Origin of the sequence: Novosphingobium aquiterrae, assembly GCF_042434435.1 — a bacterium.
In the GTDB taxonomy this organism is placed as follows: Bacteria; Pseudomonadota; Alphaproteobacteria; order Sphingomonadales; family Sphingomonadaceae; genus Novosphingobium; species Novosphingobium aquiterrae.
The window spans coordinates 580,341-593,329 of sequence record NZ_JBHLTL010000006.1 but is presented as its reverse complement, the minus strand read 5'-3'; the positions used below and the strand labels follow the sequence as shown (position 1 = coordinate 593,329).

Annotated in this window: 13 protein-coding genes and 1 pseudogene; 9 read left to right on the top strand and 5 right to left on the bottom strand. The window is 65.4% G+C overall.

What is annotated here, in order from left to right; genetic code table 11:
* The first annotated feature begins 352 nt into the window (after positions 1-352).
* From ACFFF7_RS12670 to ACFFF7_RS12660, 3 genes are all read left to right on the top strand, one after another.
* The gene (locus ACFFF7_RS12670; RefSeq protein ID WP_379481715.1) at positions 353-1,117 is read left to right on the top strand and encodes a hypothetical protein; all 765 of its coding nucleotides are present in this window, start codon (positions 353-355) and stop codon (positions 1,115-1,117) included.
* On the top strand, positions 1,114-1,428 hold the full coding sequence (locus tag ACFFF7_RS12665) for a hypothetical protein (RefSeq protein ID WP_379481714.1): 315 nt from the start codon (positions 1,114-1,116) through the stop codon (positions 1,426-1,428). Before ACFFF7_RS12670 ends, ACFFF7_RS12665 begins: the two co-directional genes overlap by 4 nt.
* Before the next feature lie 1,881 nt (positions 1,429-3,309).
* On the top strand, positions 3,310-3,999 hold the full coding sequence (locus ACFFF7_RS12660; protein ID WP_379481713.1) for a recombinase family protein: 690 nt from the start codon (positions 3,310-3,312) through the stop codon (positions 3,997-3,999).
* A gap of 613 nt (positions 4,000-4,612) precedes the next feature.
* Here ACFFF7_RS12660 and ACFFF7_RS12655 read toward each other — a convergent pair.
* The gene (locus ACFFF7_RS12655) at positions 4,613-5,023 is read right to left on the bottom strand and encodes a hypothetical protein (protein WP_379481712.1); all 411 of its coding nucleotides are present in this window, start codon (positions 5,021-5,023) and stop codon (positions 4,613-4,615) included.
* 112 nt (positions 5,024-5,135) lie between these two features.
* Positions 5,136-5,777, bottom strand: a pseudogene (locus ACFFF7_RS12650) (magnesium chelatase domain-containing protein); the annotation flags it as partial.
* A 148-nt stretch (positions 5,778-5,925) separates the two neighbouring features.
* Here ACFFF7_RS12650 and ACFFF7_RS12645 point away from each other — a divergent pair.
* From ACFFF7_RS12645 to yihA, 6 genes are all read left to right on the top strand, one after another.
* A complete protein-coding gene (locus tag ACFFF7_RS12645; protein ID WP_379481711.1) occupies positions 5,926-6,609 on the top strand; it encodes an alpha/beta hydrolase in 684 nt (227 codons plus the stop codon).
* A 112-nt stretch (positions 6,610-6,721) separates the two neighbouring features.
* Entirely contained in the window at positions 6,722-6,856 is a 135-nt protein-coding gene (rpmH, locus tag ACFFF7_RS12640; protein ID WP_039388288.1) for a 50S ribosomal protein L34, read from the top strand.
* An 8-nt stretch (positions 6,857-6,864) separates the two neighbouring features.
* Complete coding sequence (rnpA, locus tag ACFFF7_RS12635) at positions 6,865-7,233, top strand: ribonuclease P protein component (protein WP_379481710.1); 369 nt, start codon at positions 6,865-6,867, stop codon at positions 7,231-7,233.
* On the top strand, positions 7,230-7,439 hold the full coding sequence (gene yidD, locus ACFFF7_RS12630; RefSeq protein ID WP_379481709.1) for a membrane protein insertion efficiency factor YidD: 210 nt from the start codon (positions 7,230-7,232) through the stop codon (positions 7,437-7,439). Before rnpA ends, yidD begins: the two co-directional genes overlap by 4 nt.
* Before the next feature lie 71 nt (positions 7,440-7,510).
* The gene (gene yidC / locus ACFFF7_RS12625) at positions 7,511-9,286 is read left to right on the top strand and encodes a membrane protein insertase YidC (RefSeq protein ID WP_379481708.1); all 1,776 of its coding nucleotides are present in this window, start codon (positions 7,511-7,513) and stop codon (positions 9,284-9,286) included.
* Entirely contained in the window at positions 9,258-9,932 is a 675-nt protein-coding gene (yihA, locus tag ACFFF7_RS12620) for a ribosome biogenesis GTP-binding protein YihA/YsxC (RefSeq protein ID WP_379481707.1), read from the top strand. The genes yidC and yihA overlap by 29 nt, the downstream gene beginning before the upstream one ends.
* Here yihA and ACFFF7_RS12615 read toward each other — a convergent pair whose 3' ends face one another.
* The 3 genes from ACFFF7_RS12615 to ACFFF7_RS12605 form a co-directional block, all read right to left on the bottom strand.
* Positions 9,933-11,117 (bottom strand): acyl-CoA dehydrogenase family protein, encoded by a 1,185-nt coding sequence (locus ACFFF7_RS12615; protein WP_379481706.1) that lies wholly within the window; start codon positions 11,115-11,117, stop codon positions 9,933-9,935. It lies immediately after the preceding gene.
* A gap of 12 nt (positions 11,118-11,129) precedes the next feature.
* Positions 11,130-11,549, bottom strand: coding sequence for a VOC family protein (locus tag ACFFF7_RS12610; protein WP_379481705.1), 420 nt, complete (start codon positions 11,547-11,549; stop codon positions 11,130-11,132).
* Positions 11,550-11,649: 100 nt separating this feature from the next.
* A complete protein-coding gene (locus tag ACFFF7_RS12605; RefSeq protein ID WP_379481704.1) occupies positions 11,650-12,987 on the bottom strand; it encodes an alkaline phosphatase family protein in 1,338 nt (445 codons plus the stop codon).
* Positions 12,988-12,989 lie beyond the last annotated feature (2 nt).

The following is a 12,989-nucleotide window of genomic DNA, read 5'->3' as shown; positions in this document are numbered from 1 at the left end:
CGCGTCACGTCGCGGCTGTGGGTGCGGGAACAAGGATCACCTTGAGGTTAACCTGAGGCTCTCCTGCCGAAGCCCACTTTAGGCCTACAGCAAGACCTACCACTCCTAATCCTCTCCCAAATACCAATCCCACAAGACAACCTCAGGACCTCCTGAGCGTCAGCCCCTCAGGGTCCCCCTGAGGCTGGGCCTTCACCGCTGCGCGGTTTGGTTTGTCGGGATTGGTCTTCCCGGCAGGTCTCCTGCCGGACGCCCTCAGGACCTCCTGAGGTTCACCTGCCTCAGGCCGAGCCTGAGCAACACCTGCGGGCCAGTCCCGCACCTCTACCCCACAGAAAAAGGATAATCGCCAATGAGCGACAACACCGACGCAAGCCCGGTTGCCAGCGGCACCGCGAGCTACACCCCGCCCACCTACGACATCGACCCGGCTGACCAGCACATCGCCGACGCGATCCTGTCGATCGACCCGGCTGACCTGCCCGGCATTTCGACCAGCAATGAACAGGCCAATTTGAGCCTGCCCACGAGCGTTGCCGCCTTGCCCCCTATGCTGCGCGCCGCAGCCGAGGCGAAACTGCAATACATCCCACAGCACAAGCGGGCCGCAGCCGAGGCCGCTGCCGTTGCTGAGGTCCTGCGCGACAACACCTTGGACATTCGGAGCAAGACCGGGTTTGCCGGACACGTGGACGAGTATTGGCAGGAGCGGTCGCGCATCACCCGCGAACATGACCGCGCCATTGACGAGATCGACCGCATCACCGCGCAGCTTGCGGAGGTCGCTCGCTATGAGACCGAAGTTGGGCCGGACGGGAAGTCCCGCCCCCGCCCTATCTTTGTCATGGGCGAGGCGGCCCGCCGCACCGCGATCCAGCGTCAGGCCGACTTGCTCTACAAGGCGCGCCTCCTGTTCGCTGACAATGGGGGCCTTGGCATCGAAGCTCAGCGGCGGCTTGATAAGGCGCTCAAAACGAGCGTTGGCCTCCGAAAGACCCAACAGGCCAAGCTGGCCGATATGCAAGAGGTGGAAAAGCGCGCGGAGGTTGCGCTTCGCGAGAAGCGCATTCAGGCCGCTGTTGACGCTCGCGTCCGTTCGCGCGGAGGCTCGCAATGAGCCGCCACAAACCACGCGGCTGGCCCAAGCGGGGCACCAAGGACAAGCCCGTCCTTCCCGACCCCTACAGCCCGACCAGCCCCGGCTATGCCGAGCGCAACCGGCAGGTCATCACTGAGGAGCTCAACGGGACCGTGCGCGTCGATATGGGCGCACCGCTCCACCGTCTCCCCTGCGAGCCCCAGCCGATCGTCCTGCCGTCCACCCCTGCCGCTCCCGCCGCTGCCCCCGAGGCCGCCCCGCAGGAGCCGGAAGGACCCGGCAGGAGGGCCGCTGAGCCGGACCTGAAGCCCGGACTAGGCAAGCGGTAGCATGAACGGGAAGGCCGCTTCGGCGGCCCCCACCGCTGGCCGGGAGCAATCCTGCGACCAGTGCGGCACAAGCTACCGCGCCCGCCGATCCACCTCCCGCTACTGCGGCCCCGCCTGTCGGAAGCAAGCGCAGCGGGGAGCGGCCCCGGTCAACGCCCAGCCCGCCTCTGTCCTGCTGACCCTGCTAACCCGTCTCGATTTTGTCGGGCAGGTTGGCCCGGTCAACTCGCGGGACCCGCGCCCGCCGATCTATGGCCTGACTGTCCCCCGCGAACACGCCTTTGCGGAGCTTCGCTCCCTCTATGATCGCAAAGGCTGGGGGGTCTTGACTGAGGCGGAGCTATCCGCCGAACTGAAGGCCTGCGGCATTGTGCCCTATGACGTGGACCCCAAGTCACTGCGGGGACCACGGTGAGCCCGTCAATGCGGGCAGCCTTTTGGACCGCTGTAATCCTCCTGCTGCTGTGAGGGGTTAGCGTGACATTTGAGGGGGGAGCCACCCTAATACCCGGGACCTCAAAATGTCCTGCTAAGCCCCCCTCAAACCCGCAGAAATGCGCGGGCCAAAATCTCCACAATCGCAAACCTCAGGTTTGCCCATTGTAGCCCTTGAGGCGCTCCCCAGCGCCGCCCCCCTTCCGCCTGTCTGTGGGGACAGGTGCGCGGGGGTTCCTTGCCAGCCGGGATTGGCAGGAACCCCCGCGCCACTTTCCATAACCACCGGAGACCCTCTTGCTCGACAAGCCCAGCGCCAATGCACCGCGTGGCACCCTGCCGGACGGCTATGAGCTCGCCCCCGCCGATGACCTGCCGTGCGCCCGTGGGGGCCTGCGGTTGACCCGTGGGGTGATCGCCAACGCTAGCGGCTGCTGGCACGTGCGTCTCCGCAACCGCCGACGCAGCCCCACCTCTCCCTACTGGATATGGATTGAGGAAACCGACCACCGCGCCCCCTCCCGCTACCGCCGCCGCGCGTGGTGCTCTAGGACCGGGCAGGAGGTTCCTGCGGGCTATGCTGTCGGCTGCACCTGCGGCGACCCAACTTGCATCAATCCCGCCCACCTTGCCCTAGAGAAGCGCCCTGAGCGCCCCTTTGTGCCTCCCGTGGGGGGGCGGTGGGGGTGGATATGGGACGAGGAATTGGGGGACGAGGTTTACGGCTGGATTGCTGACCCCAAGCCCGCCCAAGGCAGAGGGGGAGGCCATGCCCGAGGTGAAGGCGCGCGACACGCCAAGCTCACTGAGGCAGACGTTAGGGCGATCCGAGAGAGCCCCTCAGGCTCGAAGGCGTTGGCGTTCCGTTATGGCGTCACCCGCCAAGCCATTGCCTCAATCCGGTCCCGCCGCACGTGGGCGCACGTCACCTGACCAATCACTTTCGCCACAAAATTACGGAGCGGGTTAGCGCCCCCGCCGTCCGCCCCGGTTCCCCCCGGTGGAGGGTGGGGTGGGCAGCCCGTTCCACCGGCTCCCGCCGTGTCTCCTGCAATCCACCCGGCCTAGTCCCTAGGCGGGCCGCAGGGGGCGCATTCGGGCGGGGGCTTGGTGAGCCGTGGGGGATTGATGGACCCCCACGGTTCTCTTAGCCCGGTCTACCGCTTCCGGCTTCCAGCTTCCCCTAGCAGTCGGGCGATCCGCTCCCGCACGGCCTCAGCGATAGCAGCGCAGCGGCGCTCAAAGTCATGGTCAGTCATGTTGCCTCCTGTTGTGGTGAGGCAGCCCAGCTAGCAGGACCGCAGGAGCGCGGAAGGTGATGCTTCCACTAGCGTGAGGGCTTTGAGTCCAAACGACTCCGGCCTGCGGCGAGTTGAGTCCCGTCCCCATTTCACCGCTTACAATCCTGTAATACAAAATGGCCTAACGGACGTTGCGCCGGTTTGTATGGAGGCAGTTATGTGCAGGGTTGTGGCCTATTACCGTGTTTCGACTGAGGCTCAGGGCCGCTCTGGCCTAGGGCTGGAGGCTCAGCGCCTTGCCGTGCGAAAGCTCTGCGATAGCCGGGGCTGGGATGTGGTGGCGGAGCATACTGAGGTGGAGAGCGGCAAGCGCGCCGACCGCCCCGAGTTGCTCAAGGCCCTTCGCCTAGCCAAGCTGACAGGGTCCGTCCTAGTCGTGGCAAAGCTCGACCGCCTCAGCCGTTCCGTCGCGTTCCTCTCCACCTTGCAGGAGAGCGGGGCGCGGTTTGCTGCGGCAGATATGCCCGAGGCGACGGAGCTAACCGTGCATATCATGGCCGCCGTGGCGCAGGCTGAGCGCAAGGCAACCGCAACCCGGACGCGGGAGGCCTTAGCAGCCGCCAAGGCCAGAGGGACCCGGCTGGGAAACCCTAACGGAGCCGCTGCACTTCGCAGGGCCGCCAAGGGCAACGGAGCCTCAGTGGCCGCGATCCGGGCCAACGCTGACGCCTTCGCGGGAGACCTGCGGGAGGTCCTAGAGGACATCCGCGCGGGCGGCGCTACGTCGCTAGCTCAGGTGGCCGGTGAGTTGAACCGCAGGCACATTAGGACAGCGCGGGGCGGAATGTGGCACCCTTCGACCGTAAGTAACCTAGTGGCGCGGCTGTCGGCTTAGACGGTGGGCGCGCTTTGCCCTGCTTTTTTTCGACCGGCTTACTTGCAGGGCCAGCTGGTCTTGAGAGCATAGAGCATCATGGTCAGCCCTTGCATACCCGGGTCCTTGATCCCGTATTTCTCATAGAAATCCACATACACCATGGCCATCGCCTTCTGCTGGTTAGAAGGTGTTGAGGTTGAGGCGTTGTTCGGCAAACAGTAGGCCCACTCGTTGCCCGGCTTTATTCGGTTTTCATAACCTATCGCCACTAATGCCGTCACAGCACATGACAGCGCAGAATAAGGCTTCTGGGAGCGGTCCTCCCTAGTCTCAGAGGTCAACGTCTCATCACGAATCAATAGACTGCACCCAAGGAATACGTCTCTCGCAGTTGCTGGCGCCCGCTTGGGTATGTCCGACGATTGGCCCAGCGCAGGAACTCCTGAGAGCAAGCTTAGAGCTACGCAAAAGGTCGTAAGGGTCCGCATCGTCATCTAAGCTCCAAACGCACTAAGCACTAAAGTGGCTAAAGTTGCGAGGTTGGCAACCTGATTCCTCTAACCCAACGAGTAAGGTCTTAATCTCAGATGCGGGAGAGGATGCGCAAGTTGTCTGCACGTATTTGCGCAAGTCATTCGGCTGAAAGCCGCTGTGCGTCCTTCGATGCTTCGCCTTCCTCACTCGGCTTCGAGGACACGGGACTTTCTTCCGAGGCTGCTGAGTCTGAAGCAGCGGCGGAGACGTCAGAAAAGCAGCGCATCTTCTCCATCAAGCGTCCCAATTGCTCCTGCCGAACGCCGCCCCGCAGGGCATCGGTTGTCGCCGAAGTGTATGCCTGCACTATCTCCAAACAGACGTCTCCCAGAGCCACCTTTGGGGCGGGCCGCTCGATTGCTTTCAGCCTGTCTTGAAGGTTCTGAACGTTAGCCTGCAAGCGCCCGTAGGCCGCTCCGGTGCCAAAAAAGAAAACGGCGGCAGTGCAAATGCTCCCTACAACCCCACCCCCAACTGCCAACAAGACCTGAGCCCGCTCAATCTTCATGGTTCCCCCAGCTAACTCCGCGATGGACGGCGGCAGCATACCGCGATCTAACCACTTCAAGCAATTCGGCCTCAAAGTTCTCAACATCCGCAAGGGGTCTTGAAGTTCGTCCAAGAAGCAGGTTGTGCCCGCCCGCCGCGGCGATTTCCAATGCGCGCTTGGCGGTTTCCTGCCCCTTGACCTGCCTGAGGTCGGGGCCGAAGCCCGGCGGCGCGGCCTCCCCCGGTTGGGGCGGGGCCAGCTGCTGGGTGCCCTTGAGGTGGTTGAGCAGGCTGACCAGATCGGGCGCGGCGACCACCGCCACGCCGCTTGCCCAGCTTGCCTCTGCCCCTTGCGCAGCGGGGCAGACTAGCCCCTTGCCGGCTTGCGCGGCGTGGAGCGCGGCGAGCAGCACGCCGGGCGTCGCCGCGATCCGCCCGTCGAGTGCCAGTTCGCCCACCGCGACATAGTCGGCCAGCTGCTCGGCATCGGTCACCCCCATCGCCGCCAGCAGCGCCAGTGCGATCGGCAGATCGTAGTGCGATCCTTCCTTGGGCAGGTCGGCGGGTGAGAGGTTGATCGTGATCCGCTTGGGCGGCAGCGACAATCCCATCGCCGCCAGCGCGGCATGGACCCGCTCGCGGCTTTCGTTGACCGCCTTGTCGGGCAGGCCAACCAGATTGAAGCGCGGCAGGCCGGGGGCGATCTGGCACTGCACCTCGACACTGCGTGCCTCAAGCCCGAGATAGGCAACCGTCGAAACCAGCGCGACCAAAGCCAAGCCCCTGTAGTAATACGAAGTATTGCGGTGATGGCCGACCGCGTGCGCTCTGTCGAGGACAAGTTCTGCTGAATCGACGGTAACCTGTTCTTAACCCGCCCCCTTGGCAATGCAGTAAAGGGATCTGGGCGATTAGACTGCAATGCGTCTGTTCGCCGCCCTAATCCTGCCGCTGCTTGCGCTGACCGCCGTTCCGGCCAGCGCGCGCGACGCGGTGGTCGAAACCGTGGTGACGATCGAGGATACCGTCTTCGAAAGCCAGGGGGGCTCGGAACGGATCGTAGGTGTAGCGCCGCCGGCCATGCCGAAGGGGATCGCCGCCTACGGTCCGTTCCGGGTGCTGGATGCGACGCGCGCCGCGCTGGTCGACGTGACCGACGCGCGCAGCCCGGCGCAGTTCGAAGCCATGCTCAAGGCCCACCCCGGCATCACCGTGATCGAGATGCTGGAATGCCCCGGCACCGAGGATGACCGCGCCAACCTGCGGCTGGGGCGGATGATCCACGCCCGCGGCATGGCTACCCACGTCCCGGCAGGCGGCTCGGTCCGCTCGGGCGGGGTCGAGCTGTTCCTAGCCGGCACCCGGCGTATTGCGGACGAGGGCGCGGAATTTGCCGTTCATTCGTGGGAAGACGAGGACGGGCGCGAGGCCAGGGACTATCCCGCCGACGCGCCGGAAAACCGCGCCTACCTCGATTACTACCGCGAAATGGGCATGACCGCGCCGCAGGCCGTGGCGTTCTATGCCATGACCAACTCGGTCCCCTTCGCACGGGCGAAGTGGCTGACCGCGGGCGACATGAAGGCCTGGGTCAGCCTGAATTAGGCGCGTTCCCCGCTTGACTCGTCCGGGCACCTCACGTAACGGCCCGCCTCTGTAATTCGGCCTCCCCGCATGGGCGGCATTCCTTGTTTTAGAGATTCGAAGGTTTCTACCCATGAAGCGCACTTTCCAGCCCAGCCGCCTCGTTCGCGCCCGTCGCCACGGCTTCCGCGCCCGCACGGCCACTGTCGGCGGCCGCAAGGTGCTGCGCGCGCGCCGCGCCCGCGGCCGCAAGAAGCTGTCCGCCTGAGCTAAACCTTGGGCCTGTCCGTCCTTTCGCGGCGGGCGGATTTCCTAGCCGCTAACCGGGGCCTGCGCATAGCACGTCCCGGTTTTGTGTTGCTGGTGCACCCCAACGGCGGCGCGACGATGCGCTTTGGCATCACCGTCACCAAGAAGATCGGCAATGCCGTGGTCCGCAACCGGATGAAGCGCCGTTTTCGCGCCTTGCTGCGCGAAATGCTGCCCGAGGCAGGCCTGGCCGCGCACGACCACGTGCTGATCGGCCGCGACGGCGGGGTCGAGCGTGACTTTGCCAAGCTGCGCGAGGAACTGGCCATGGCGCTGTCGCGCGCCGCCCAGGGCAAGGGCGATCCGCCGCGCAAACCGCGCGGGGACCGGCGATGAAGCGCGTGCTGATCCTGATCGCGCGCGGCTGGCAGCTGGGCCCGTCACGGGTGCTGCCGCCGACCTGCCGCTTCGCCCCGTCGTGCTCGCAATATGCTATCGAAGCCTGGCTGAAACACGGCGCGATTAAGGGTAGCTGGTTGGCGGCGAAGCGTATAATGCGCTGCCATCCGTGGGGCGGGCACGGCCATGATCCGGTGCCGTGAACCGCGAACTGCTTGATCCGACTAAAACACCCCCCATCTGAACCGCATTGACGAAAAACAGGGACGCCTTCGTGGACAAGACCAATTCGCGCAACATCATCCTGGCCGTAGTGCTGACCGCGCTGCTGCTGTTCGGCTGGGATGCCGGGGTGCGCTATTTCTATCCGCAGGCGAACAAGCCCAAGCCGGTAGCTGTCGCCGCAGACGGCGCCGTGCCCGCGCCCAGCGCCGCGGCCAGCGCCAAGCCGACCCGCGAGGGCGGACTGACCAGCGCCGCCGACCAGGCGCTGGAGGCGCAGGATCTGAAGACCGCGCTCAATCCCGCGGGCCGCGTGCCGATCGCCGCGGCGGGGCTGTCGGGCAGCCTCAACCTGACCGGCGGGGTAATCGACGACCTGACGCTCAACCACCATACCGCCGCGATCCAGAAGGACAGCGGGCCGCAGCGGATCTTCTCCCCCGCGGGAACCCCGGCGCAGCAGTTCGCGCAGTTCGGCTTCCTTGGCCAGGGCGTCGGCGCGCCCAATGCCGGAACGGTGTGGACTGCCCCTACCGGGGCAAAACTGACCCCGCAGACCCCGGTCACGCTGACCGCCAGCAACGGCACCGGCCAGACCTATAGCCTGACCTACAGCATCGACGATGCCTATATGATCACGGTCAAGCAGGCCGTGACCAATGCCGGAACCGCGCCGGTCTCGGTCAAGCCCTTTGCCTTCATCAACCGCACCGACAAGACCGCCAGCGTCGATACCTGGAACGTCCATTCGGGTCCGTTCGGGGCCTTCGACGGCACGGTCAGCTTCGGCCCCAATTACAAGGACGTCAGCGAACCCGGCCAGGTCGCCAACGAAGGCAAGACCGACTGGGTCGGCTTCACCGATATCTACTGGATGTCGACGCTGATCCCCGATGCCGCCGGCGCCACCAGCAGCTTTCGCAGCCTGGGCAACAAGGTGTTCCGTGCCGATCTGGTCTATGGCGATACGACGGTCGCTCCGGGGACCGAGCTGGCCCGCACCACCCGGCTATTCGCCGGGGCCAAGGAATCCAATGTCCTCGACAAGTACGAGGCGGCGGGCGTGCCCAAGTTCGGCCTAGCGATTGACTGGGGCTGGTTCCGCTGGTTCGAAAAGCCGATCTTCTGGCTGCTGAAGTCGCTGTTCGGCCTGGCCGGCAATTTCGGCGTCGCGATCATCCTGCTGACCCTGATCGTGCGCGGGATCATGTTCCCGATCGCCCAGCGCCAGTTCGCCAGCATGGCGGCAATGCGCGCGATCCAGCCCAAGATGAAGGCGCTGCAGGAACGCTACAAGGACGACAAGCAGAAGCAGCAGGAAGAGGTGATGAAGCTGTACAAGGCGGAAGGGGTCAACCCCCTCGCCGGATGCTTGCCGATGTTCCTGCAGATTCCGGTATTCTTCGCGCTGTACAAGGTGCTGATCCTGGCGGTCGAAATGCGCCACCAGCCGTTCGTGCTGTGGATCAAGGACCTTTCCGCCCCCGATCCGCTGCACATCCTCAACCTGTTCGGGCTGCTCCAATTCAATCCCCCGGCGTTCCTGGGGATCGGTGTCCTCGCGCTGCTGCTGGGCATCACCATGTACTTCCAGTTCAAGCTCAACCCGGCGCAGATGGATCCCGTGCAGCAGCAGATGTTCGCGATCATGCCGTGGATGATGATGTTCATCATGGCCCCGTTCGCTGCGGGCCTGCTGATCTACTGGATCACTTCGAACGTGCTGACCATCGCCCAGCAGACTTACCTTTACCGCAAGCATCCGCAATTGAAGGCCCAGGCCGACAAGGACACGGCCGATGCCTCGCGGGCCAAGGCACGGGGGTGATCCGGTGGACGATGCCGACGACCTGACCGAACAGGCGCGCCGCCTGTTCGCGGGCCGGGTCGAGTTCCTGAAAAGTGCGCCTTCGCTGGCTTTCCTGCCCGATCCGGACTTTCCGGAACTGGCCTTCGCCGGACGCTCCAATGTCGGCAAGAGCAGCCTGATCAATGCCGTGACCGGGCGCAAATCGATCGCCCGGGCCTCGGTCACCCCGGGCCGCACGCAGGAGCTCAACTTCTTCGAAGTGGGCGAGCCGACCCGGCTGCGGCTGGTCGACATGCCCGGATACGGCTTTGCCAAGGCACCGATCAAGGTGGTCGACAACTGGAAGCGGCTGGTCCGCGATTTCCTGCGCGGGCGGGTGGTGCTGAAACGCACCCTGGTGCTGATCGACAGCCGCCACGGCCCCAAGCCGGTCGACCGCGAGATGATGCAGATGCTCGACGAGGCCGCGGTCGGTTACCGCCTGGTCCTGACCAAGGCCGACAAGATCAAGGCGAGTGAGCTGGAAGCCGCGCTGGCCGCAACCCAGGCCGAAGCGCGCAAGCATTCCGCCGCTTTCCCTGTGGTCCACGTGACCTCGGCGGAAAAGGGCATGGGCATCGCCGAACTGCGCGCCGCGATCCTTGAGGATGCGCAGCTGGGCTGATCACAGCCCGAGCACGGCCTTGGCGACGATGCCGCGCTGGACCTCGTTCGATCCGCCGTAGATCGAGGCGGCGCGGCCATTGAGATAGCGCGGCACCGCCATCATCGTGAAGCCATCGCCCAGTGGCGCGACATTGCTGCCGATCTGGCGGGCGTCGTGCTGATCGGCGGCGGCATAGGGCCCGGCGACTTCGACCGCCAATTCCTGGATCGCCTGCTCGGCCTCGGTCCCCTGGACCTTGAGGATCGAGGATGCTGGACCGGGACTGCCCTGGCTGGCCATGGCCGACAGCACCACGGCCTCGACCGCTTCGATCGCACTGACCTGCGCGGCAGCCAGCGACAGCTTGCGGCGGAATTCAGGCGATTCGAGCAGGCCTGCATGCGCCGCCGCCGCGCGCACATCGTCCAGCGCGGCGAACAGGCCGCTGGCATAGGCGCTGGTCCGCTCGAACTCGAGCAGGTATTTCGCCACGGTCCAGCCCTGCCCTTCCTCGCCCAGACGGCCCGACATCGGCACGCGGACATCCTCGAAGAACACCTGGTTGAAATCGTGATCGCCGGCGATCGAATGGATCGGCCGCACCTCGATCCCCGGGCTGGCCATGTCGAGCAGCAGGAAGGTGATCCCCGCCTGACGCGCCGCGTCGCGTGAGGTGCGGACCAGGCAGAACATCTTGTTGGCGACGTGGGCGTGGGTGGTCCAGATCTTCGAGCCGTTCAGCACGTAATGATCGCCGTCGCTGTCGGCGCGCAATTGCAGCGCGGCCAGATCCGATCCCGCCTGGGGTTCGGAATAGCCCTGGCACCAGTAATCCTCACCCGCCAGGATCCGCGGCAGGTAATGCGCCTTCTGCTCTGCGGTGCCGTAGCGCATGATGCACGGGGCGACCATGCGCAGCCCCATCGGCGCAACCGATGGCGCGCCGGCGCGACGGCATTCGGCGGCGAAGATGTGGCGCTGGGACTCGGTCCAGCCGGTGCCGCCATATTCCTGCGGCCATGACGGCGCGGCCCAGCCCTTTGCCGCCAGCTTGGCCTGCCACATCAGGCCATAGGCCTTCTCGACGAAGACGCTGCCGGCCTTGGCGGCAGCTTCGCGGATATCGTCGGTCAGGCTGGCGGCGATCCAGTCGCGGACCTCATGCTGGAACGCCAAGTCCTCGCCAGTCAGCTCAAGATGCATAGCCTCTACCCCCTATTTCGCGAACAGCTGCCCCAGATCGGCAAAGGCCTTCATCTCGATGGCATTGCCGCTGGGATCGCGGAAAAACATGGTGGCCTGTTCGCCGACCTGGCCCTTGAAACGCACATAGGGTGCGATTTCGAAGTGCACGCCGGCAGCGGTCAGGCGGTCGGCCAGGGCCTGCCAATCACTCATCTCAAGGACGATCCCGAAGTGCGGCACCGGTACGCCGTGGCCGTCGACGGGGTTTTTGCCCGCATCGCCCGCCTGCGCGCCGGTGCAATGCGCGACCAGCTGATGTCCGTAGAAGTCGAAATCGATCCACTGATCGGACGATCGCCCTTCGGCGCAGCCCATGACTCCGCCCCAGAAGGCGCGCGCCTCGGCCAGGTCGCGGACCGGAAAGGCAAGATGGAACGGACGGAGGGACAATGCGGGGGTCCTTGCTCAGCATGGCAGCTTGCGCCGACCATGCTGAACTTGACCCGCTGCAACAAGTCCTATTCGAACCCGCCGCGTCCGCTGCAGCGCGCTAGAACGCCAGCGCCGGCAGCTCTGCCCCTTCGAGCCGCACCTTCATGATCTTCGCCAGGGTCGGTGCGATCGCGCGCATGTCGATCTCGCCAAGCGAACGGCCTTTCGGCACGCCCTTGCCCTTGATCAGGAAGGTCGAGCGCATGTGCGGCGCGGCGGGGAAATAGCCGTGGGTGCCCTTGTAGCTGGACGGGCCGACCAGCGGCGCATTGGCCCCGGCGAAGTTGGCGGCAGAAGCACCTGGGGCGAAGTCGACATAAAAGCTGGCCTGCGGATTGCCGCCCATCGCGGCGATCGCCTTGGCATCGGCAATCGCGGCGATGCCGGTGGCCGAATCGGTCTTGAGCGCGGCGAGTAGCGCGCCGACCTTAGCGACCAGCGCGGCGTCGGTTGGACGAGCCAGCACCACGGCAGCTGATCCGCCCGATGGCCAGGGCATGGCGTCCCAGCTGCTGACCTTGCCCTTGGCATCCAGTTTGATCAGCCCGGCATCGATGAAGGCGCGGAACAGGCTGGTTTCGGTGCTGATCGCTTCGAAACCGTGATCGCTGACCACCGCGATCACTGCATCGGGCCGCGCCTTCAGCTCGGCCGCGACCAGTTTGCCGACAATCGCGTCGATCCGTTCCAGCACGGCATGGGCGCCCGGCGTATCGGGCCCGTCCAGGTGCTGCTGGTGATCGAGCGCGGTCAAGTAGACCGTGGCGAACCCCGGCTTGCGGCTGGCGATCAGCTGGGAAGCGAAGCGGCCGCGGTTTTCATCCCCGGCGATGCTTTCATCGATCCCCGGAGCATAGGATTCGCCGGTCGCTTTCTGCAGCGCGGCAACCAGCCCCGGCGTCGCCAGAGCGGTAACCAGCTTGGCATCGTCGTCGTGCCCGGTGCGCCAGATCTGCGGCAGGTTCCAGGTCACGCCCCCGGCCCCGACGCTGACTGGCCAGTGGACGTTGGCGACCGAATAGCCGCCTGTCGCCGCCGCCTGCCACAGGGTCTGCGACTTGATGTCGCTGGCGTACCAGTACCAGCCGGACTGATTGATCTGCGTGGGATCAAAGGTGGTATTGCTGACCACCCCGTGCCGCGCCGGACTGGCCCCGGTCAGCAACGTCGTGTGGCTGGGATAGGTAACCGTCGGGAGGACGCCCTTGACCCCGGTGGCCCAGGCCCCCTCCGTCAGGAACTTGCGCAGGTTGGGCAGCCTGAGGCCGCGCTGCTCGGCCTCGATCACGTCGCCGGGACGCAGCCCGTCGATCGAGATCATCAGCACCGGTTCGGCCTGCGCCGCCGTGGCGGCAAGACAGGCAACAAGAGCGGAAGCGAGCAGCACGGCCTTCATGG